19 protein-coding genes are annotated in these 20846 nt (G+C 67.5%); 12 read left to right on the top strand and 7 right to left on the bottom strand.

Going from position 1 to position 20846, the window contains the following annotated elements; translation table 11 throughout:
- Positions 1-10: 10 nt before the first annotated feature.
- A complete protein-coding gene (locus tag F7O44_RS08470) occupies positions 11-1159 on the top strand; it encodes a FecCD family ABC transporter permease (RefSeq protein WP_222851183.1) in 1149 nt (382 codons plus the stop codon).
- Entirely contained in the window at positions 1156-1935 is a 780-nt protein-coding gene (locus F7O44_RS08465) for an ABC transporter ATP-binding protein (protein ID WP_162449774.1), read from the top strand. Before F7O44_RS08470 ends, F7O44_RS08465 begins: the two co-directional genes overlap by 4 nt.
- A 29-nt stretch (positions 1936-1964) precedes the next feature.
- Here the strand turns inward: F7O44_RS08465 and F7O44_RS08460 are convergent, their stop codons facing one another.
- On the bottom strand, positions 1965-3026 hold the full coding sequence (locus F7O44_RS08460; RefSeq protein WP_162449773.1) for a cation diffusion facilitator family transporter: 1062 nt from the start codon (positions 3024-3026) through the stop codon (positions 1965-1967).
- Positions 3027-3090: 64 nt separating this feature from the next.
- On the opposite strand from F7O44_RS08460, the gene F7O44_RS08455 reads away from it, so the two are divergent.
- Both F7O44_RS08455 and F7O44_RS08450 read left to right on the top strand, forming a co-directional pair.
- Entirely contained in the window at positions 3091-3456 is a 366-nt protein-coding gene (locus F7O44_RS08455; RefSeq protein ID WP_162449772.1) for an ArsR/SmtB family transcription factor, read from the top strand.
- 64 nt (positions 3457-3520) lie between these two features.
- Complete coding sequence (locus F7O44_RS08450; protein ID WP_162449771.1) at positions 3521-4222, top strand: helix-hairpin-helix domain-containing protein; 702 nt, start codon at positions 3521-3523, stop codon at positions 4220-4222.
- A gap of 26 nt (positions 4223-4248) precedes the next feature.
- Here F7O44_RS08450 and F7O44_RS08445 read toward each other — a convergent pair whose 3' ends face one another.
- Positions 4249-5286, bottom strand: coding sequence for a LacI family DNA-binding transcriptional regulator (locus tag F7O44_RS08445; protein WP_162449770.1), 1038 nt, complete (start codon positions 5284-5286; stop codon positions 4249-4251).
- A gap of 216 nt (positions 5287-5502) precedes the next feature.
- On the opposite strand from F7O44_RS08445, the gene F7O44_RS08440 reads away from it, so the two are divergent.
- Both F7O44_RS08440 and F7O44_RS08435 read left to right on the top strand, forming a co-directional pair.
- Positions 5503-6288 carry a ThuA domain-containing protein gene (locus F7O44_RS08440; protein ID WP_162449769.1) on the top strand — a complete coding sequence of 262 codons (786 nt, stop codon included), beginning with the start codon at positions 5503-5505 and terminating at the stop codon, positions 6286-6288.
- An 11-nt stretch (positions 6289-6299) separates the two neighbouring features.
- Positions 6300-7448, top strand: coding sequence for a Gfo/Idh/MocA family protein (locus tag F7O44_RS08435; RefSeq protein WP_162449768.1), 1149 nt, complete (start codon positions 6300-6302; stop codon positions 7446-7448).
- A 208-nt stretch (positions 7449-7656) separates the two neighbouring features.
- Here F7O44_RS08435 and F7O44_RS08430 read toward each other — a convergent pair whose 3' ends face one another.
- The 3 genes from F7O44_RS08430 to F7O44_RS08420 all read right to left on the bottom strand — a co-directional run bounded on the left by F7O44_RS08430 (position 7657) and on the right by F7O44_RS08420 (position 14177).
- Complete coding sequence (locus F7O44_RS08430) at positions 7657-10662, bottom strand: glycine--tRNA ligase (protein ID WP_162450069.1); 3006 nt, start codon at positions 10660-10662, stop codon at positions 7657-7659.
- A 194-nt stretch (positions 10663-10856) separates the two neighbouring features.
- Positions 10857-13160 (bottom strand): heavy metal translocating P-type ATPase, encoded by a 2304-nt coding sequence (locus F7O44_RS08425; protein ID WP_162450068.1) that lies wholly within the window; start codon positions 13158-13160, stop codon positions 10857-10859.
- Positions 13161-13193: 33 nt separating this feature from the next.
- Positions 13194-14177, bottom strand: coding sequence for a hypothetical protein (locus tag F7O44_RS08420; protein ID WP_162449767.1), 984 nt, complete (start codon positions 14175-14177; stop codon positions 13194-13196).
- A 300-nt stretch (positions 14178-14477) separates the two neighbouring features.
- Between F7O44_RS08420 and F7O44_RS08415 the strand changes: the two genes are divergently transcribed.
- Positions 14478-15422, top strand: coding sequence for a hypothetical protein (locus F7O44_RS08415; RefSeq protein ID WP_162449766.1), 945 nt, complete (start codon positions 14478-14480; stop codon positions 15420-15422).
- A gap of 77 nt (positions 15423-15499) precedes the next feature.
- Here F7O44_RS08415 and F7O44_RS08410 read toward each other — a convergent pair whose 3' ends face one another.
- Positions 15500-16000: an Lrp/AsnC family transcriptional regulator gene (locus tag F7O44_RS08410; RefSeq protein ID WP_162449765.1), complete on the bottom strand. Its 501-nt coding sequence runs from the start codon at positions 15998-16000 to the stop codon at positions 15500-15502.
- A gap of 52 nt (positions 16001-16052) precedes the next feature.
- Here F7O44_RS08410 and F7O44_RS08405 point away from each other — a divergent pair, with 52 nt between their 5' ends.
- Genes F7O44_RS08405 through F7O44_RS08395 form a run of 3 tightly spaced genes read left to right on the top strand, consistent with a single transcriptional unit; the run spans position 16053 to position 18315 of the window.
- A complete protein-coding gene (locus F7O44_RS08405; protein ID WP_162449764.1) occupies positions 16053-17048 on the top strand; it encodes a threonine ammonia-lyase in 996 nt (331 codons plus the stop codon).
- A gap of 30 nt (positions 17049-17078) precedes the next feature.
- Positions 17079-17876: a peroxide stress protein YaaA gene (gene yaaA, locus F7O44_RS08400; RefSeq protein ID WP_162449763.1), complete on the top strand. Its 798-nt coding sequence runs from the start codon at positions 17079-17081 to the stop codon at positions 17874-17876.
- Positions 17877-17928: 52 nt separating this feature from the next.
- Positions 17929-18315, top strand: a complete 387-nt coding sequence (locus F7O44_RS08395) for a VOC family protein (RefSeq protein WP_162449762.1) — start codon at positions 17929-17931, stop codon at positions 18313-18315.
- Positions 18316-18406: 91 nt separating this feature from the next.
- Here the strand turns inward: F7O44_RS08395 and F7O44_RS08390 are convergent, their stop codons facing one another.
- The gene (locus F7O44_RS08390) at positions 18407-19195 is read right to left on the bottom strand and encodes a 2-phosphosulfolactate phosphatase (protein WP_162449761.1); all 789 of its coding nucleotides are present in this window, start codon (positions 19193-19195) and stop codon (positions 18407-18409) included.
- 264 nt (positions 19196-19459) lie between these two features.
- Here F7O44_RS08390 and F7O44_RS08385 point away from each other — a divergent pair, with 264 nt between their 5' ends.
- Together F7O44_RS08385 and F7O44_RS08380 are read left to right on the top strand one after the other, a co-directional pair.
- Entirely contained in the window at positions 19460-20005 is a 546-nt protein-coding gene (locus tag F7O44_RS08385; RefSeq protein ID WP_162449760.1) for an ArsR/SmtB family transcription factor, read from the top strand.
- Complete coding sequence (locus F7O44_RS08380) at positions 20002-20841, top strand: M23 family metallopeptidase (RefSeq protein WP_222851180.1); 840 nt, start codon at positions 20002-20004, stop codon at positions 20839-20841. Before F7O44_RS08385 ends, F7O44_RS08380 begins: the two co-directional genes overlap by 4 nt.
- The last annotated feature ends 5 nt before the right edge of the window (positions 20842-20846 follow it).

The following is a 20846-nucleotide window of genomic DNA, read 5'->3' as shown; positions in this document are numbered from 1 at the left end:
TGCTCGCTCAGTGACAGAAACGGTAGCGCGACGCAGGCCGGCCGGCACGGGCAAGCTGCCCGGAGCCGGCCGGCCGGCGGCCGGGACCACTGACGGGCAGCGGCTTGTCGGCCCCCGGCAGGTCGTCGTCTTCGGGTGCCTCGCCGCCGGATGCGTCGGCGCCTTTCTCGCGACGCTGGCGTGGGGCTCGGTTTCCATTCCGCTCGGTGAAGTAGTCGGGATCTTGTCCGGGCAGGACGCCGGCCGGGACACCTGGACCTCGATCGTCATGGACCTCAGGCTGCCCCGGGCCATCACCGCGGTGCTGGCCGGAGCTGCGATGGCGCTGGCCGGGCTGGCCATGCAGACCCTGTTCCGCAACGCCCTCGCCGAACCCTATGTCCTTGGGGTCACCGCCGGCGCCAGTGTCGGCGTCGGCCTGGTGCTTCTGCCCCAGGGAGCTACCGCCGGGCTCAGCGCCACGCTCCTCGCCGCCGTCGCCCCGCTCCAAGGCCTCGGCGTGGTCGGCGCCGCGGCCGCCGGAGCGTTCAGTGTGCTTCTCGTGATGTCGGCAATCGCCGCGCGGGTGCAGAACACCGTCATCGTGCTCGTCGCCGGGATGATGTTCGGTGCGTTCCTCACCGCCATCACCAACGTGCTTGTCTACTTCGCCCGCCCCGAAGCGGTGGTCGCGTTCACCGCCTGGCAGTTCGGAAGTTTCCAGGGCGTGCGGACCGCGCAGCTGCCGATCCTCGGCGGGCTGGTGGTGCTCGGCGTGCTGATCCTGGTGGTCAGCACCAAACAGCTGAACGCGTCACTGCTCGGTGAGCGGTATGCCCAGAGCATGGGTATGTCGGTGCGCCGGTTCCGGCTGACAGCCATGGCAAGCACCGCACTGCTCGCTGGCGCGGTGACCGCATACGCCGGGCCGATCGCGTTTCTCGGGATCGCCGCTCCGCATCTGGCCAGGGGGTTGTTCGGCACCACGGACCACCGGCTACTCATCCCGGGATCTGCCCTGGTCGGTGCCGTCATCGCCTTGATAGCCGGGATCTTCGCGCAGCTTCCCGGCACCGACACCGTCCTGCCGCTCAATGCCGCGTTGGCGCTGATCGGGGCGCCTGTGGTGCTGCGCGTTCTGCTGCGCATCAACCGCAACGGAGGCGGGTTCTCGGTATGACGACGGCACCCTCCGATCCCGTGCTGCATGCCCGCGGCGTGAGCGTCGGGTACGGCCGCCCGCCCAGGCGAGGCCGCGTCGTTCTCTCCGGCGTCGATGCGGGCCTGTCAGCCGGTGAGCTCACCTGCCTGGTCGGACCGAACGGGTCCGGCAAGTCGACACTCCTGCGCAGCCTGGTGCGCTCGCAGCCGTTGATGAGCGGCGAGGTGCTGGTGGGCGGGCGTTCAATCCATCAGATGTCCGCGGCGGAACTCGCCCGCCAAGTCGCCGTCGTCCTGACCGACCGGGTAGCGGTGGGTGCCCTCCTGGCCTGGCACGTTGTCGCCCTGGGCCGGTATCCCCATACCGGGTGGTCCGGTCACCTGGACGACCACGACCGCGCGGTCGTGGACGAGGCGCTTGCCGCGGCCGGCGCGACATCGCTCGCGGGCCGTTCGGTGTCAGAGATGAGCGACGGCGAACGCCAGCGCATCATGATCGCTCGTGCGCTGGCCCAGGAGCCACGCGTGCTGCTGCTCGACGAGCCGAGCGCGTTTCTCGACGTCCGCGCCCGCCTGGAGCTCACCAATCTGCTGCGCTCGTTGACTCAAGAGCACGGGCTCGCGGTGCTCATGTCGACGCACGACGTCGAGCACATGCTGCGCCACGCGGACAACGTCTGGCTGGTCACCGAGGACGGCCGGCTGGAAATCGGCACCCCGGCCGAGCTGGGCATAGACGTGGGAACGGCCGACGACGATCCGCTGCGCGCACTGGTGGACCGCCTTGCCCGATGATCATGAACACTTAGTGACCGTATTGGTCGTTAAGTGTTCATGATCACGGGAACGGACGCCGGGTGGACGTGGATCACCACGTGTTCAAGATGGCCGACGCCGCTGGTCAAAGCGTTGTGCACGGCACGAGCGACGGCGTGGCCCGCCTCAACACTCAACTGCCGGTCCACTGCGACGATGATGTCCGCTTCGAGCCGATGCCCCGTCCAGCGCGCCCGGACCCGCTCGACGTCCAGCACACCCGGAACATCCGCCGCGACGGCCTCGATCTCGTCCACGGTGCCGTCGTCGACACCATCCATCAGGCGACGGAAGATCGTCTTGCACGAACTGATCAAAATCCACAGGATCGCCACCGCCACCAGGAAACCGGCCGCCGCATCCGCCTGCGGGAAGCCCGCCCACACACCGATGACGCCGACGACCACCACCATCGAGGTCAATCCGTCGGAACGGGCGTGATACCCCTCGGCGACCAGAGCGGCCGAGCCGATCCGGCGCCCGATCCGGATCCGGTAGACCGCGACGATCTCGTTGCCGATCACGCCGACGGTTGCTGCCGCGAACACCCAGCCGAGATTGGTCAGCTCGCGCGGGTCGAGCAGGGCGTCCACCGATTCGACAATGATCAAGACCGCCGAAAGCGCGATGACCAACGCGATCAGCACTCCCGCAAGGTCTTCGGCACGCCGGTATCCGTACGGGTAACGCTTGGTCGGGCGGCGGCGCCCGATGCGGAACGCGATCAGTAGTGGAATGGTCGTGACCGCGTGTCCCAGGCTGTGCACGGCGTCGGCAAGCAGCCCGATGGAACCGCTGATCGCCACGATTCCCAGTTGCAGCGCCGCGGTCGCCATCATGCCCGCCAGGCCGATCCACGCAGCGCGGATACCGGCGCCGCTGGCGTCTTCCGCTGTGCTGATCGCGTCGGTCATGTCGTGCGAGTGCGGTTTGATCGCGTGCACCAGACGGCGGCCCCACGATTGGCCCCCTCCGCCGTGCTCGTGGCCATGCCCATGCCCGTGGCCGTGGCCGTGGCCGTGCTCATTGGCGTCCTCGCGACCAAGGCCGCCTCGTCGATCGTTGCTCATAATATGCAAGCATAAATATATGCATGACTACTTAAATACTTATCTCGCAATGTAAGATTGCCCCATGCATGAGAGCGTCGCGGCCTTCAACATGCCCACTACCGACCAGGTCGACGGTGCGGCGCGTGCATTGCGAATGCTCGCCGACCCCACCCGCATCAAGCTCATGTGGGCGCTGCTGCAGGGTGAATCGTCAGTCAACTGCCTGGCAGAGTTGGTCGACGCCACCCCAAGCGCGGTCAGTCAGCATCTGGCCAAGCTCAGGCTGTCCGGCTTGGTGGAAAGCCGCCGGGAAGGCACCTTCATCTACTACCACGCGGCCGACACCCACGTCCGCCAGCTTCTCCAGCAGGCACTGTTCCACGCCGACCACGCCAAAGGCGCACACCCGGATGAGCACAACCCCCACCACGTACACGAGATCGGCTGACGCACCACATCGGTGACCTCGCCGGAGCCAAACCCGGCGCGCTCATTCAGCTACCCTCGACCCCATGTCTGGATCCTTCTCCGCCAGCTCGCCCGGCGGGCAGCGCCAGCCCACTGATCGCACGAACAACGGCAATCGCTTCGTTCGAGCAATCGGCCAGGTCGTGTGGATCGCGCTACCTGTATTCAGTCTCGGGCTGCTGGCCTGGGTTCCGGCAGGTCAGGTCTGGTACCGCGCACGCACCGTCGCTTGGTTCCTGACCGCGGCGGTGCTGCTGCTCGCCTCCGCGGGCATCCTCGTCGCCATGGCAGCCAGCGCCGCCGGCGCGGGTTACGGCATGCTGCTGATTGCCACCATGGCCGGCGGAGCCGTCGCGGCCGCCACCGGCCGCAACGTCGTCTTCGGCCGCCGCGGACCGGACGTCGACCCCGCCCTGCAGAAGGCGCTCGACAACCGGGCCCGCCGCAGCGAAGCCCGCGCCCTCAGCGAGCGCGACCCTCAACTTGCCCTTGACCTGCACATTGGCCGCCCGGACCGCCCTCGCGACTACGACGACGGCGGACTCGTCGATCTCAACAACGCCTCGGCCGACAGCATTGTCTACGTGCTCGGATGGGACGCCACGGTTGCCCGCGCGTTCGTCGAGGAGCGTGACGCTCGCCTCGGATACCGGTCACTCGCCGAGATCGGCGCGCTCTCGTCAGTCGATCCACAGCTCCTGGAAGCCAGCACCGAACGCATCGTCGTCCTCCCCTACCGCCCATGATCATGAACACTTCGTGACCATATTGGTCAAGAAGTGTTCATGATCATGGGCGACGGGGGTGAGGGCGGGGCGGGCGCCGTCGACTCTCCTGGTTCCAGCTCGCACGGCAGCAGCCGCGACCCTGGCGGTTCGTTTCCTTCCAACTGCGCGATCACCAACTCGACGCCCAGGCGCCCCAGCTCCTTGCCCGGCGAGCGCATGATCGACAACACCGGGTCGGAAGTCGCGCCCATGTCCGACGAGGTGCTGATCGACAACAGCGAGAGGTCAGTGGGCACCCGGACACCGCGCCGCGCCAGCCCGGACACGACACCGAAGGCGGCGTGCTCGTTCATGATCATGATCGCCGTGGTTCGCGGCCGCGCCTCGATCAGTTCGTGTGCCAGCTCGCGGCCACCGGCGGCATTCTGCGCACACTCCACGATCACCGGCTCCAGGCCGCGCTCAGCACAGCTGCGCCGGAATGCCGCCTCGGCACGCACCTTGGCGCCATAGGCGCGAAATGCCTCCGACGGCGGACGCTCCGACACGAAGACAATCTCACGATGCCCGAGCCCTTGCAGGTGATCCAGCCCCTTCTCGACTGTCACCTCGAAGTCGATGTCCACGAAAGCAAGCCCGGTGGGATCGGCGGTGCGGCCGATCATCGCGAACGGCATGCGAGCCGAGAGCAGTGTGTCCACCCGCGGGTCGTGGAGTAGCACCTCCATCAGCACGATGCCGTCGACGAGCCCTTCGCGCATCAGCTCGGACAGCTCCCCGCCGTCGTTGTCCACCGGCCAGAGCACCAGGTGGTAATCGTGCTCGCTGGCCGCGCTCGCGGCACTGGTGATGAAACCCATCGCCGTACTGCCGAGCCGGTGCTGCAACGCCGGATAGGCCACGGCGAGGATATGCGTCCGCCTACTGGCCAGCGCTCGGGCGACGACGTTACGCCGGAAACCCAGCTCGGCCATGGCAGCTTCGATGCGCTCCCGCGTGGCCGGAGCGACCCGCTTGGTGTTGTTCACGACGAAAGACACCGTGGCGATGGACACACCGGCGCGTTCGGCGACGTCGCGCATGGTTGCCAAGGTACGTCCCGGTCGTCAGGTCGGCCGCGAAAGCGGAGTCCATGGCGTGCGGCCTCGCGGCCGAGCCTTTTCACCAGCAGTCTAATCCCGGTTAAGCGTTTTGACGATGAGTCTTGACACGCCCACGTAAAGATGCGAACAATCAAAAGCCAGCGGCGGTTAACCGCTTAGCTGCCTGATCCAGACGCCGCACAGAAACGGACTCTGATGACCATCACACCCACCACTGGCGCGACCCGCGTCGTCGTCTGGGGCGAGAACCGCCACGAGCAGCTCGAGCCGGAGGTAGCCAAGATCTACCCGCGCGGCATGCACACCACCATCAGAGAAGGCATCGAGGAGAACCTCGCCGATCAGGCCGTTGTCCGCACCGCCACCCTCGACGACCCCGAGCACGGCCTCACCGAAGACGTGCTGGCCGCTACCGACGTCCTGGTCTGGTGGGGCCATGCCGCACACGACGAGGTCAGCGACGTCGTCGTCGACCGCGTTCACCAGCATGTGCTGGCCGGGATGGGACTCGTCGTTCTCCACTCCGGCCACTGGTCGAAGATATTCCGCAAGCTCATGGGCACCAGCTGCACGCTGCGCTGGCGCAGCGAAAACGACCGCGAGCTGATCTGGACGGTAGATCCGACCCATCCGATCGCCCAGGGCGTGCCCCACCCGATCATCGTCGATGCACAGGAAATGTATGGCGAACAGTTCGACATCCCCGCACCGGACGAACTGATCTTCATCAGCTCGTTCAGCGGTGGCGAAGTGTTCCGCAGCGGCTGCACGTTCCGCCGCGGCCACGGCCGGATCTTCTACTTCTCCCCCGGCGACCAGGACTACCCCGTCTATCACCACAAAGACATCCGGAAGGTCATCGCCAACGGGGTGGCATGGGCCCGCTCGGACCGCCCCGAACGCTCCGACCCGACGCTGCTGCGCTACGAAACCGGGGACTTCTTCAACGGTCACGGTTACGAAGGCGCACTCGAGCGCTGACGCCGACGACGATGACCCCACCTGACCCAGCACACGTCCCTTCGACCAGCCCTCTGCGCATCATCCAGGTCGGCGCCGGGGCCATGGGGCTCGGCTGGCTGCGCACCATCAACGAGTCCATCGACACTGAGCTCGCCGGCATCGTCGACATCGATCTCGACGCGGCGCGGCGTGCGGCCGCGTCGATCGGACATCCCAGGTTACCGCTGGGAACCTCGCTGTCCGAGCTGGCCGAGGAGGTCGGCGCTGACGCCGTGGTCGACGTGACGATCCCGGAGGCGCACTATGCGGTCAACCTCGAAGCGCTGCGCCGCGGGCTGCCGGTGCTGTGTGAGAAGCCGATCGCGCCGAGCGTGGATCAGGCGCTCTCGATGGTTGCCGCGGCCGCCGCGGCCGGACAGCTACTGATGATCAGTCAGTCCCGGCGCTACTTCAAAACCTTCGCCGAGTTCTGCCGGCTGACCGGCGGACTTGGTGCCGTGGGCACGGTGAGCTGCGAGTTCTTCAAGGCGCCACGATTCGGCGGGTTCCGCGAACGGATGCCGCATCCCCTCCTGGTGGACATGGCGATTCACCACTTCGACGCGGCCAGGTATCTGGTCGGACAGGATCCGGTAGCGGTGTACTGCCACGCGTACAACCCACCGTGGAGCTGGTACGACGGAGACGCCGCCGCCACGGCGGTGTTCGAGTTCAGCGGCGGCGCACGCTTCGTCTACAACGGCAGCTGGTGCAGCCCAGGGCGCGAGACGTCGTGGAACGGCAACTGGCGCGTCAGCGGCGAGAAAGGTACCGCTGCGTGGGACGGCGACTCTCCGCCGACCGTCGACACTCCCAACCACGCGCCTGAGGTCCGGGAGGAACTCCCTCCGGCGGCCGCGGCGGCAGGCTCGGCGGAGGAGATCGCCGGTGCGCTCGCGGAGTTCGTCCATGCCCTGCGCACCGGCAGCACCCCGTCCGGCGCCGCGCACCGCAATGTCCTGAGCCTGGTGATGGTCGAGGCCGCCGTGCAGTCGGCCGCGTCGGGGCGGCGGGTCGTCGTCGACGACGTCCTCAACGCCGCCCACCGCGCGGCCATCGAGTCCGAGCGGCATGACGACGTCCGAGCCGTCCTGCGGAGCTGGGCGTCAGTCCGAGACGTGGTCGGCACCCCCACCTGACCCACCCGAGCTCACCCCGCCCCAGCCTCACCCACCCCACCCGCCTCACCCCGCCCCGGCCTCACCCGCCTCACCCCGCCCCGGCCTCACCCACCCCACCCGGTGATCGTCAGTGGGTTGTGGTCGCTAAGAGGTGATCGTCAGGGCGCTGTGGTCATGTTGTAGCGACCACAACCCACTGACGATCACCGGGGGGCGAAGCCCTCTATTACTGGCCGAGGGCGGTGTCCAGCGCGGACCAATTGATGGTCCGCGGGCTGTGCTCCAGAATGGTCGCCAGCAGACCGAGGCGGGCAGCTCGCACATCCGGATCCTCGGCCATCACCAGGATGTCGTCGAAGAACGTGTTCACCGGCTCGACGATTGCCGCCGCCGTGTCGGAGAACGCGCCGGCAGAGCCCTGAGACCAATCCCCCAAGCCTTGAACTGCTTCGGCCAGGCGGGCCTCGGCCGGCTCCCGAAGCCGCGCCGCGTCGAACTCGGCCGCCGTGCCCTCCGGCACGATCCTGGCAATGCGCTGCAAAGCTGTGACCAGCTCACGGAACTTGGCGTCGTCGGCGCGCCCACGCAACACGGCGAGCTCGTCGGCAGCCTTGCCGGGAGCGTTTGCCCCGGGCAGCACAGCTTCGACGAAGTCAGCAGGCACGGACTCGTCACGCAACTGCTGAGCGAACCGGCCGACAACGAACTCGTGCGCGGCACGCGCGGCATCGTCGGACACCGGCACCCCGTGAGCGCGCAGGCGCTCAGCCGCGGCGGCGAGGCCACGGTCGACGGTCACTTCGGTCAGCTCCGGTCGCTCTCGCAGAATGCGAATGACGCCGAGAGCGGCGCGGCGCAGACCGAACGGGTCGGAGCTGCCGGTCGGCTTCGCGCCGAGGGCGAACATCGCCATCAGCAGATCGAAGCGGTCGCCGAGTGCCAGCAGGGCGCCGGGCAACGTGGCCGGAAGCGCGTCGCTGGTGTGCCGTGGCAGTTCCATGTCGTATAACGCCTGGGCGACGGCTTGTGTCTCCCCTGCCCGGATGGCGTACTCACGGGCCATCACACCAGCCAGGCTCGAGAGTTCGACCACCATCTGCGACGCGAGGTCGAATTTCGCCAAGGTCGCGGCCCGGCTCAAGGTGGCGTCGTCGTCGGAGGGCAGGGAGACGAACCCACCCAGGTCGGTGGCGACGGCGGCGATCCGGTCGGCGCGCTCGGCCATGGATCCGATGCGTTCTTCGAACGTCAGCTGCGTGAGCCGGGCCCGGAAGTCGGCCGGAGCGACGTCGAGGTCCGCGCGCCAGAAGAATGCGGCGTCCTCGTAGCGGGCCCGTAGCACCGCCTCGTTCCCGGCCCGGACCACAGCGCCGTCGCACTCGCCATTGGCCACCGCGACGAAGTTCGGCAGCAACGAGCCGCCGGCGCTTCGGACCGGCAGGTAACGCTGATGCTTGCGCATCACTGTGGTCAGGATCTGTTCCGGCAGCTCGAGATACTTCGGATCGAAGTTGCCGAGGAGCGCGTTGGGCTGCTCCACCAGGTTGGTGATCTCGTCGATGAGGGACGACTCGGCCTCGACGTCCACCTGGCCGCCCACCTTCTCCGCCAGGCTCTGGGCGGTCTCCACGATCTCGGCCCGACGCCGCGCGGCGTCGGCCACCACACCGTGCCCGGCGAGGAACTCCAGGTAGCCTGCGGCCGACGGCACCTGAACAACGGGTTCGGCGGCTGTCCGGTGCACGCGGGTGGTGCGCCCGCTGTTCAACGCCGAGACCCGCACGGGCACGATCGCCTCGCCGAGCAGCGCGGTCAGCCAGCGAATTGGCCGGGTGAACGAGAGCGTCGGGTCGCTCCAGCGCATGTTCTTGTCGGAGCGCAGGCCGGAAACCACCTCACCCAGCAGCGCGGACAGCACATCCGGAGCGGGTCGGCCGACGTCGGTGACCGAGACCGCCACATGCTCGTGGCCACCGAACTCGGCTGTGGTCAGGTCTTCGACGTCGACACCCTGCCCGCGGGCGAAACCGAGCAGCGCCTTGGTGGGCTGACCTGATTCGTCGTATGCGGCGCTGACCTTCGGCCCCTTGACGGTGCGCTGGGCATCCGGCTCCCGCGGTTCGACGTCGGCGATGGTGACCACGATGCGGCGCGGGGTGCCGTACACCTCGATGGACCCGTGTCCCAAGCGGGTGGCGGCAAGCTTGTCCGCGACGGCAGCGCGCACGGCGTCGACCGTCTTGGGCACCTCGCCTGGGGGCATCTCCTCGGTACCGATCTCGAAGAGGAACGCCGCGGGCGCGCTCGGCACGGCGGGCGCTGCGCCGGTCATGTCGGGCAGCAGCAAAGGCTCCGCGGGTGCACTGGCGGCACCGGTGCCCAGCGGGTGGCCCAGCTCTTCCCGGCGCGCGGTCCACAGCGCGGCGACCTCGCGGGCCAGACCTCGCATGCGCGCGAATGCCTGCGCCCGTTCCGTGGTGCTGATGGCGCCACGCGAGTCGAGCACGTTGAACGTGTGCGAGCACTTCAGCACGTACGTGTGCGCCGGAACTGGCAGCCGGTCCGCGATGAGCCGCTCGGCCTCGGCGGCGTAGGTCTCGAACAGCGCCCGGTTGGCCTCGACGTCGGCGGTGTCGAGGTAGTAGCGCGACATCTCGTACTCGGACTGACCGAACACTTCGCCATAGGAGATGCCCGGTGCGTAAGCGATGTCCTTGAAGTGGGTGACGCCTTGCAGCGCCATCAGGATGCGCTCGATGCCGTAGGTGATCTCCACCGACACCGGATCGAGGCTCATCCCGCCGGCCTGCTGGAAGTAGGTGAACTGGGTGATTTCCAGACCATCCAGCCAGACTTCCCAGCCCAGCCCCCAGGCGCCGAGCGCCGGAGAGGCCCAGTTGTCCTCGACGAACCGGATGTCGTGCGCGCGCACATCGATACCCAGCGCCTCGAGGCTGGCCAGGTAGATCTCCTGCGGGTTGCCGGGATCCGGCTTGAGGATCACCTGGAACTGGGTGTGTGTCTGCAGCCGGTTGGGGTTCTCGCCATACCGGGCATCGTCCGGGCGGACGCTCGGCTCGACGTACGCGACCCGCCACGGCTCGGGGCCGAGGACCCTGAGGATGGTCGCCGGGTTCATCGTCCCAGCACCAACCTCGGTGTTGAATGGCTGCGCGATCATACAGCCGCGGTCGGTCCAGTACTTGGTCAGCGCTATGAGTGCATCCTGCATCGTCACCACAGCGGATTAGCCTATTGCCGGTGAGGCCCTGAGCACGAATCGGACTCCTTCGTGTCGCCCCCGAATACCTCCCAGCGCCCCGCCGCCCCGTTGATCATGGGCACGTGGCGCCTTTTCGGCGCCGAATAGGCGTCATCTGCCCATGATCAACACGGTCGCGGGCGGGGTGCGTGGGGTGGGGGTGGTCAGGTTTGGTTGGATGAGGTGAACCGCTGCAGGCGTAGGCTGTTGGCGACGACGCTGACGCTCGAAAACGCCATGGCCGCACCGGCCAGCATCGGGTTGAGCAGCCCCGCGGCGGCGATCGGAATCGCTGAGGTGTTGTAGGCGAACGCCCAGACCAGGTTGGTTTTGATGGTGCTCAGCGTCCTGCGTGAGAGCCGGATGGCGTCGACCGCTGCCCGCAGATCGCCACGCACCAGCGTCAGGTCGCTGGCCTCGATCGCGACGTCGGTCCCGGTGCCCATGGCCAGCCCGAGGTCGGCCTGGGCCAGCGCGGCAGCGTCGTTGATGCCGTCGCCGACCATCGCCACCACCTTGCCGTCGGCCTGCAACCGTTTGACCACATCGACCTTGTCCTTCGGCAGCACCTCGGCGATCACCTGATCGATGCCGACCTCGGCCGCCACGGTCCGCGCGACGGTCTCGTTGTCACCGGTCAGCAGGATGGGCGTCAAACCCAGCTCGCGCAGCTGAGCGATCGCCTCCGCACTGGTCGGTTTGACGGCATCAGCGACGACGAGCACAGCTCGGGCCGCTCCGTCCCAGCCGACGGCCACCACGGTTTTACCCTCCAGCTCGGCGACCGTCTTGGCTTCGGCCAGCTCCGCACTGAGCGGCTGCGACCAATCAGCGAGCAAGCTCTCGCGCCCGGCGACAACGGCGTGCCCGGCGACGACGCCCTGCACCCCCAGGCCTTCGATGTTCTCGAACGACTCCACGGCCGGCAGCTCACCCACCTTCTGGTTGGCGCCCTTGGCGATGGCCTGGGCAATCGGATGCTCGGAAGCATCTTCCAGCGCTCCGGCCAGCCGAAGCACCTCGTCCTCGCTGACACCATCCGCCGTGACGACATCCACCAGCGTCATCTGCCCCGTGGTGACCGTGCCCGTCTTGTCCAACACGATGGTGTCGACCTTGCGGGTGGACTCCAGCACCTCCGGGCCTTTGATCAGCACACCCATCTGCGCGCCGCGGCCGGTCCCGACCAGAAGCGCCAGCGGCGTGGCCAACCCCAACGCGCACGGGCACGCGATAATCAGCACCGCCACCGCCGCGGTGAACGCCGCAGCCGGCGGGTCACCAGTGCCCAACCAGAACCCCAGCGCGGCGAAAGCGACCGCGATCGCGACCGGCACGAACACCCCGGAGACCCGGTCCGCCAGCCGCTGCACCGCCGCCTTCCCCGTCTGGGCCTCTTCGACCAGCTTGGCCATCTGCGCCAACTGGGTGTCACCACCGACTCGCGTCGCGCGGACGACGAGCCGGCCGCCCGCGTTGACGGTGGCACCCACGACCCGGTCCCCGGGACCGACCTCGACCGGCACGGACTCGCCGGTGAGCATGCTCTCATCAACAGCCGACGAGCCTTCCACGACGACGCCGTCCGTGGCGACCTTCTCCCCGGGCCGCACCACGAACACATCGCCCACGCCCAACTCACCGGCAGGCACCCGCACCTCACGCCCGTCGCGCAGGATGGATACCTCCTTCGCACCCAGCTCCAGCAGCGCCCGCAACGCCGCACCGGCTCGCCGCTTCGAACGCACCTCGAAGTAGCGGCCCAACAGGATGAACGTGATCACCCCGGCGCCGACCTCGAGATAAATATTCGACGAACCATCCACCCGCGCGATCGTCAACTCGAACGGGTGTGTCATCCCCGGCTCGCCCGCCGTACCCAGAAACAGCGCGTACACCGACCACAACAACGCAGCACTGGTACCCATCGAAATCAACGTGTCCATCGTCGCCGTCGCGTGCTTCAGATTCGCCCACGCCGCACGGTGAAACGGCAAACCACCCCACACCACCACCGGGGCAGCCAGGGTCAGGCTCAACCACTGCCAGTAATCGACCTGCAACACCGGTGCCATCGCCATCGCGATCACCGGCACCGACAACACCACACTCACGATCAACCGGGTCCGCAGCGAGTTCAGCTCACGATCGGGCTCCTCCTCACCACCGGCGCCAGCACCAGTGTCATCGCCGGCCCGGCCCGCCGCGTCCGGCTCCGGCGGCAAACTCGCCTGATAACCGGCCTTCTCCACCACGGCGACGAGGTCCTCCGCCGACACGGTGCCCGCATACTCGACTTTCGCCTTCTCCGTAGCGAAGTTCACCGACGCAGTCACACCCTCGAGCTTGTTCAGGTGCCGTTCGATCCGGTTCGCACACGACGCGCACGTCATACCACCGATCGAGATCTCCACCTGCCCCAGCCCGGCCGGGACGGCCCCGGTAGCCGCGGTCGAGTCCTTGGCCATCTCTGCAGTCACGAAGGTGCTCCTTCTCATCTATCAGTGATCGGCGTGGCCGTCGTCGGCGTCGGTATCCGAACCGTTGTCGGCATCCGCGGGCACTGGCGCAGCGGCGGTGAGAGTGAAATCGGCGGTACGGACTTCTCCGTCCACCTGGAAGTCCAAGAACAGCCGGTACGTGCCGCTGCTCGGCGCCTCAACATGGAACGCGACGTCAGGCCCTGGCCCGGTGACACCGTCACCAGGCTCACCGTCCGGATGAACGTGGATATAGGCCAGGTCACCATCGCGCAATGCGACCAGGTGCCCGTACGCGCCGAGATACGGCTCAAGGTCGGTCACGAGCACCCCGTCGCGCTCGAACGTCGCCGTCACCCGCGAGCCCTGGCCGGCGACGAGGTCACCAGTCAGTGTGACGGTGTAGCCATCCACGTCGGCCACCACCGCATCCACCGTGGCGGGCGCCGGCTCGTGCGTTCCTGCCACCTCCACCGTGCGAGCCAATGTCATTTCTTCACCGAGCTCCGACGGCAAGAAATCGGCGAACACCTTGTACGTCCCGCCGGAGGTCCATTCCCAGTCGATCGACCAGGTGCCCTCAGCATCAATCACCGGGTGCACATGCCGGAAGTCCGCGGTATCGGCCCGCACAACAATCAGATGCAAATCCTTCTCGTGCGACTCCTCAAACTCCGTCACCGGCTCACCGTCAGGCCCGAGGATCTCGAAGCTGAGCACACCTGTTTCACCGGCCACTTCCGGGCCGCGAATCGGACCCAGCATGTAACCAGCCTCAGAAACCTGAAGGCCCGCCGGGACAGACGCCTCACCCGCCGACGCCTGGCCGCCCGAGCTGTGATCGCCATGACCGTCCGCGCCGTGGGCGTGGCCGTCTGACTGGTGCTCACCGTGCCCCTCCGCCCGGTCGATAGGGCTTCCGGTCAGGCTGCCCACACCGAACGCCCCGGCAACCGCCACCGCAAGACTGCCAGCATAGATAGCGAGTTTTGCCGGAGTCCTCATCACGTGCCTCTTCCGGTACTGACGCTGTCCGTGCGCTTCATGGACACCTCCAAATATGGTGAACGTGTCCGACTATAACAGGTACGGGGTAGGGGTATATTCCGTGGACCTACCGACATTGTGGTGGCGATCGCCACCGAAGTGTCGGTACTTCTGGCTGCCTGCGCACGTTGTCACCCAGCCAGGGGCCCGCCTGCAACCGCGCGTCGTCCACAGGACAACTACCGCTGCCGGACATAGTTATCCACAATCCCTTTTTGGCGCCCCCGTCGTGGCAGCGCGCCCGGCCAAGCTGGCTCCATGGCCCTCGCCGCTCCGATTCACATCTACCCCCCGTGCGTCGATCGTCGTGGATTCGACGCCGTCATCCAGGCCCAGGCCGGCGTGTTCCGCCTCGACCACGTGGCGCCGTTCGTCAGCCGGGAACAGGCCCGCCACGCCGTCCGGACCGGAAAGTGGCAACGGCCATACAGAGGAGTGTTCGTCGCACACAATGGCGAACTGACGCGTGAACAAGAGCTATGGGTGTGCGCCTTGGCCGCGCCCGCGGGATCAGCGCTGGGCGGGCTCACCGCCGCCGAACTGGGCGGCTTTCAGCAGTTCGCCGACCAAGACACGTACATCATCATTCCGCTCAAGTCGCGGCCCCCGAAGCGGCCCGGTCTCATCGTGAAAAGATCCAGCGAACTGACCAGTGCCGACGTGCATCCGTCCCGTTGGCCGCCCCGTACCCGAATGCCGCGAAGCCTGGTGGACGGCGCGTCGTGGCAGCGCCTCAAGGAACGTGCCCGCGGCATCATCCTCGCCGGCGTACAGCAGCGAGTCGTCCGCCCGGCCCACCTGCGGGACGCGCTCAGCCGGAGAGGACCGTGCCGGCACCGGACGTTGATCCGGCAATCGATCGATGATGCTGAAGGCGGCATCGCTTCGATCCCCGAACACGACTTCGAAAGGATCCGGCGGATGTTCGGTCTTCCGGAACCGCAACGGCAGGCGATTGTCATGCGATCGGATGGCAGGTACTACCTCGACGCTGACTGGCACCCGTTTGGGGTGAGCGCCGAGGTCCACGGCTCCCAGCACATGGAGATCCGCACGTGGGACAGCGACCTGGATCGGCAGGCGATGCTGGCCGCCCAGGGCCGGCGTGTGCTCCAGTTCAGCTCGTATGCGGTTCGGCACCGCAAGCAGCAGGTCGGCACACTGCTGGTGGCTGCGCTGCGCAACGCCGGGTGGCCGGGCTGACGGCCACAACATCTACCGACATTGTGGTGGCGATAGCCACCGAAGGGTCGGTAGATCCGGCGCCAAGCCGGACGGCTCTACCGGGATCTCGCCAGCGGGAGTGCGAGCCCGGCCTTCACCACCTCGAAGGCCGGCAACGTGTCGTATCGCCGCACCGTGCCACGATCCACGAACAGCCGGGCCGACACCTCGCGGTTCTCGGCGATGTCGCCTGTCACCAGCACAACGACGTAGTCCCACTGCCCGACAATGGTGTAGCACTGCTGAACAGCCGGTTCGGCCCGCATCAGCTCCCGGAATGCGGCGTGTTTCTCCGGATCGTCGTCGAACAACGCCACGAGAACCACCGCCAGTAGGCCGGCACCCACGGCTTGCGGATCCAGCACAGCCACCTCGGACCGGATCACGCCCTCGCTACGCAACCGGTTCAACCGCCGTTGCACAGCACTCGGCGAGAGGCCGACCTCGTCACCGAGTTCGTGTAATGGCCGCCGCGCGTCGGCCTGGACCAGGTCAAGCAGGTGATAGTCGAGCTCGTCGAGTGCACGGGATGCCTTCACGCAAAAATATTGCGTCATCCAGGGAAAACTTTCAATCGGGGCCCGCCCGCCTTCCCCTACCGTCGAGGCCATGACCAACCCGACCCCTCAGCCCATCAGCGCGCTCGCTACTTTCACGGGCGCTGACACCGATACCGACACCGGCCTCAGCCTCGAGCGCATCGCGGAAGCGACGGACGCCATCGACCCGGTCTTCCTCAACAGCCCGCAATACGTCGACGAGCACCTTTCGGCGATCCTGGGCCGCGACGTGCTGGTCAAGGTCGAGACACTGAACCCGCTGCGCAGTTTCAAGGGCCGCGGCGCCGATACCCTCATGCACACCATGCCGCCCGGCGCAGTGGTTGTCTGCGCGTCCGGCGGTGGCAACTTCGGCCAGGCGATCGGCTACGCGGCGCGCCGGCGTGGCTTGCAGGCGCACGTGTTCGTTCCGCCCAGCATGTCCGCGATCAAGCTGAACCGGATGGAGGGTTTCGGCGCCCGTCTGCACGTCGTCGACGACGACCTCCACGCCGCGTCCGCGACCTTCGCCGCCGAGGGCGATAGCCGGATCCTCATCACCGACGGCAACCAGCCGGCCATCGCCGAAGGAGCTGGGACCATCGGCGTCGAACTGCTCCAGGCCGCGACTCGTTTCGACACCGTCGCGCTCCCCGTGGGTGATGGCGCCCTGATCACCGGCGTCGCCCGCTGGCTGAAAGCACACGCCCCGCAGATCCGCGTCATCGGTGTCGGAGCAGCTGACGCGCCCGCCATGATGCGCAGCTGGCGCACCGGCGACGTCGTCACCACCGCACCACGCTCCACCTTCGCCGCCGGTATCTCCATCACCCGTCCGCACCCGGAAGCCGTGCGGCGGTGCCGGGCATTGGTCGACGACATGCTTCTCGTCGACCGAGACGACCTGGTCCACGCCATGCACATCGTCCGGGAGACGCTCGGAGTGCTGGCCGAACCGGCCGGCGTAGCGGGCATCGCCGCACTCGCTCGCCACGACGTTCCGGGAGGCACTGCCGCGACCGTCATCACCGGGGCCAACGCCGACCCGGACCACCTGGCCGCCTGAATGCCCTCATTGGCCATAGGGTGGTGTCTCGTGCTGATCCTGTTGCCACCGTCGGAGGGTAAGTCCACGCCCAAAACCGGCAAATCCCTCAACCTCGACGCGCTCTCGTTCCCCGAGCTGACCGCCGCTCGCGCCGAGATCATGGACACCTTGATGCGATTGTGCGCGGATCAGCCCGACGTCGCGGCCAAGACTCTCGGGCTCGGGCCCACCCAGGCCGACGAGGTGAAACGCAACGCCACCCTCACCGACGTTCCCGCCGCACCGGCCCGGAAGGTGTACGCGGGCGTGTTGTACGACGCGCTGGGCTTGGACTCGCTGTCGTCCGCGGCCGCGGCTCGGGCCCGGCGGCAGTTGCTCGTCATCAGCGGACTCTGGGGCGCGCTCCGCCCGTCGGATCGCATCCCCGCGTACCGGCTCGGCGGCGCGGTGACGCTGCCCGGCATCGGCTCACTCGCCTCGCGCTGGAAGGCGCTGCTCGCCACGACCGTTCCCGAGGCCGCCGGCCGGGGACTCGTCGTCGACCTACGATCCGGGACCTACGACGCGTTCTGGCGCCCCGCCGCGGACGTCGCCACGCGCACGGTCAAGGTCCGGGTACTGCACGAGCACAACGGCAAACGCACCGTGGTCAGCCATCACAACAAAGCCACCAAGGGACACCTCGTGCGGACGCTTCTCGAGAGCGGGGAGGCGCCACGAACCCCGGCCGCTTTCGCTGCCGCGCTCAACAACCTCGGCTGGCGGACCGAGCTGGCTGAGTCCGACCGGGGTGGGCGCCCGTGGACGCTGGACGTCATCGTTGCCGAGGTGGCCACCCGCGCCTAGCGTGGTGAGGAGCCCCATGACAGCGGAATGTCGACCACCAGGAGAACAACCGATGGCTGTCGAACTCAACCACACCATCGTCGCGTCGCGAGACAAACGAGCCGCCGCAGAGTTCGTTGCCGAGATTCTGGGGCTGGAGGTCGGCCCTCAGTTCGGGCCGTTTCTACCAGTCGAGACCAGCAACGGCGTAACGCTGGACTTCATGGACACCGATGCCGCCGAGATCACACCCCAGCACTACGCCTTCCTGGTCTCCGAATCGGAGTTCGATGAGATCTTCGGCCGCATCCAACAGGCCGGCATCACGTACTACGCCGATCCTGGCCACAGCCAGCCTGGCCAGATCAACCGGAACGACGGCGGCCGCGGCGCGTACTTCGACGACCCGAACGGGCACAACCTGGAGATCATCACCCGCCCCTACGGCAGCGGCGGTTAGCCCGTCTGCGCCGTGAGCTTCGTGGCCTGCCGTAACGTTGACAACGGCGCACGCCCGCCTAGGCGTTACGTAAGGCCACGAAGCTGTGTCCTTACGGTTTCGTCGCATCGATGAACCGCCCGTCGACCAGCATCGGGACGCAATCGCTCTGGTCGAGTTCGGCCGCCACGGCTATCTCGGCGCCGAAGGTCGCCTCGTCCAGCTCCCGGCCGCTGCTGCACCGCATGAGCTTCTCAGCCAGCACGGATTGCACGCTACGGAAGCTTGCCGCCGCGGTTTGTGCTTCAGGGCTGAGATCGTCGAGCCCACGGCCATGCAGAGCGTCGATGACTGCCCCGGCTCCCCACAGATCCTCGACGGCGGGCCGCAGTGAACCGTCCGGCCACCGCTCCCCTGCGGCAATGACCGTCACGGCGGCATCGTGGCGGGTGCCCAACTGCGCTGCGAGCCATTCCGCCACCGCCGTGCGATTACGCAGGGACGCACCCAGCACCCGGACGCCGGCATCGGCCAGACCAAAACTGATGGTGGAGCCGTTCGGCGACGGCAGCACCAGCCGCGTCAGCTCCCCGGCCTGACGAATCGAGTCCGGGGACAGGCTGACACTCCGCCTCCCGTGCTGGTGGTCCGAGCGACGTGCTTCAAGCCGACCCACAGCCAAGGTCGCATCTTGAGACGCGGCGTACACCGCGGCCGACTCGTCTCGCCACCGGTATGGAAAGACCTCAACCCGGCGGTCCAGGGCCACGCTCAGAGTGGTCGTGAAACTCAACACGTCGACGACGACGGCGAACTCCGCGCTGGGCGCGGTGTGCGCGGCTCCGACCGGTCCCCACTCCATCCGGATCCGCGCCCTGTCCTGGCTGTACGGGCTCCCCATCGGTGAACTCTCTCACAGCGCGGCTGATGTGCGTCACGTAGACCTCCGGCGCCCTCCTTCCACCGACTTCAATACCGCCAGGTGGCATAAAAGGCCCTGCGACGGCGACAACGCGACCTGGCGGTATTGAAGTCGCGAAAGCTGGCGGCGGCCGCCCGGTAGATCTACCGACATCGCGGGGGTTATGGCCACCGAATCGTCGGTAGATCCCGGCGCGGACGGCCCCAGTGGCGCCAAAAGTTTGAAAGTACGTACTATCGACGTATGGATAAAGCTGATCCGTCCAAGGCCGAGCTGCACCAGGCCCTCACCAGGCTCACCGCCCGAGTCGAGGCCCTCGAAGCGATGATGCGTCCCCAACCACCCGGGCCTTCATCCGACGACGCGGTGGACAGCCCGTTCTGGGCGCTCGACAGCCTCAAACGTCGCCGCGCCGATCACCCGGCCACGGTCGACGGTGCTGTCCTCTTCGCCGGGACCGTGACCCTGCCCACGGGCGAACCGGTCGAATGGCAGGAAGCCGCCGGGTCCGCGGGTCTACTGGAATCCGACTGGTCCAGCCAGGTACCGGCCCTCAGCGCACTCGCGCACCCGGTCCGCTTGGAGCTCCTCCGCCAGGTGCTGATAGGTGTGCGCACAACCGCGGAACTTGCCGCCGTGGAGTCGCTCGGCAGCACCGGTCAGCTCCATCACCACCTGCGCCAGCTGGTTGCCGCGGGCTGGCTGAGGCATAGCGGGCGCGGCAGCTACGAGGTGCCCGCGCCGCGTATCGTCCCTCTACTCGTCACTCTGACGGCGGTGCAGCGATGAAGCGAATAGCTCAAGAACTCCAACGCTTCGGAATGCGGCTCGTGCTGACCGGCATGGCCTGCGCCTTCCTGTCGATACTGGCCCCCCGATGGCTGCCCGACGCCGGCCCGCTCCTCGCAGCATTCGGCGCCGGCGGAATCCTGCTTATCCTCGTCGGGGTCGGCGCGCTCTTTGTGCCAGGCACTGACCACACCGGCGAGCCGCTTGTGATCCAACCACCGGTACAGGGCCGTTGGCTCGCGCTGAACTCACCCGCCACGAAGGTGCCGAGCCACGGCGTTCGCGCCTACGGGCAGGCCTATGCGGTGGACCTGGTGTTCGAACCGCAGGAATCAGAACGGCCGCAGTTCGGCTCCGGGCCGGGGATGCGCCGTCCCACCGACTTCCCCGCGTTCGGTGAGCCAGTGCTCTCCCCGGTGCCCGGGACCGTGGTCCGGGTCCAGGACAGCGCCCGGGATCATCGCAGCCGGAGCCGGCTCTGGGCGGTGGGCTACATGATGATCGAAGGCATGTTGCGTGAGCTCGGCGGCGTCCGCAACATCGTCGGCAACCACGTCGTCATCGATGCGGGCGACGGCTGTTTCGCGCTCGTCGCCCACCTACAGCGCGGTTCAGCCCAGGTTGGCGCCGGCGACCAGGTCGAGGCCGGTCAGGCGCTCGGCCGATGCGGCAATTCCGGGAACTCCAGCGAGCCCCACGTCCACGTCCAGCTGATGGACCGGGCCAATCCTTCAACCGCCCAGGGGTTGCCCATGACGTTCACCGGCATCGCGATCGGCGACGGACAGCCCACAACTGGTATGCCCGCCAACGGCGAGTACATGACCGTCAGCTGATCGAG

This window comes from Phytoactinopolyspora mesophila (genome assembly GCF_010122465.1).
Taxonomy (GTDB): domain Bacteria; phylum Actinomycetota; class Actinomycetes; order Jiangellales; family Jiangellaceae; genus Phytoactinopolyspora; species Phytoactinopolyspora mesophila.
This window is presented reverse-complemented; position numbering and strand designations above follow the sequence as displayed.

Excerpts from the sequence above, each read along its gene's own strand:
- F7O44_RS08465 (WP_162449774.1), top strand. The coding sequence starts at position 1,156 with ATGACGACGGCACCCTCCGATCCCGTGCTGCATGCCCGCGGCGTGAGC.
- F7O44_RS08460 (WP_162449773.1), bottom strand. The coding sequence starts at position 3,026 with ATGAGCAACGATCGACGAGGCGGCCTTGGTCGCGAGGACGCCAATGAG.
- F7O44_RS08455 (WP_162449772.1), top strand. The coding sequence starts at position 3,091 with ATGCATGAGAGCGTCGCGGCCTTCAACATGCCCACTACCGACCAGGTC.
- F7O44_RS08450 (WP_162449771.1), top strand. The coding sequence starts at position 3,521 with ATGTCTGGATCCTTCTCCGCCAGCTCGCCCGGCGGGCAGCGCCAGCCC.
- F7O44_RS08445 (WP_162449770.1), bottom strand. The coding sequence starts at position 5,286 with ATGCGCGACGTCGCCGAACGCGCCGGTGTGTCCATCGCCACGGTGTCT.
- F7O44_RS08440 (WP_162449769.1), top strand. The coding sequence starts at position 5,503 with ATGACCATCACACCCACCACTGGCGCGACCCGCGTCGTCGTCTGGGGC.
- F7O44_RS08435 (WP_162449768.1), top strand. The coding sequence starts at position 6,300 with ATGACCCCACCTGACCCAGCACACGTCCCTTCGACCAGCCCTCTGCGC.
- F7O44_RS08430 (WP_162450069.1), bottom strand. The coding sequence starts at position 10,662 with ATGCAGGATGCACTCATAGCGCTGACCAAGTACTGGACCGACCGCGGC.
- F7O44_RS08425 (WP_162450068.1), bottom strand. The coding sequence starts at position 13,160 with ATGGCCAAGGACTCGACCGCGGCTACCGGGGCCGTCCCGGCCGGGCTG.
- F7O44_RS08420 (WP_162449767.1), bottom strand. The coding sequence starts at position 14,177 with ATGAGGACTCCGGCAAAACTCGCTATCTATGCTGGCAGTCTTGCGGTG.
- F7O44_RS08415 (WP_162449766.1), top strand. The coding sequence starts at position 14,478 with ATGGCCCTCGCCGCTCCGATTCACATCTACCCCCCGTGCGTCGATCGT.
- F7O44_RS08410 (WP_162449765.1), bottom strand. The coding sequence starts at position 16,000 with ATGACGCAATATTTTTGCGTGAAGGCATCCCGTGCACTCGACGAGCTC.
- F7O44_RS08405 (WP_162449764.1), top strand. The coding sequence starts at position 16,053 with ATGACCAACCCGACCCCTCAGCCCATCAGCGCGCTCGCTACTTTCACG.
- F7O44_RS08395 (WP_162449762.1), top strand. The coding sequence starts at position 17,929 with ATGGCTGTCGAACTCAACCACACCATCGTCGCGTCGCGAGACAAACGA.
- F7O44_RS08390 (WP_162449761.1), bottom strand. The coding sequence starts at position 19,195 with ATGGGGAGCCCGTACAGCCAGGACAGGGCGCGGATCCGGATGGAGTGG.
- F7O44_RS08385 (WP_162449760.1), top strand. The coding sequence starts at position 19,460 with ATGGATAAAGCTGATCCGTCCAAGGCCGAGCTGCACCAGGCCCTCACC.
- F7O44_RS08380 (WP_222851180.1), top strand. The coding sequence starts at position 20,002 with ATGAAGCGAATAGCTCAAGAACTCCAACGCTTCGGAATGCGGCTCGTG.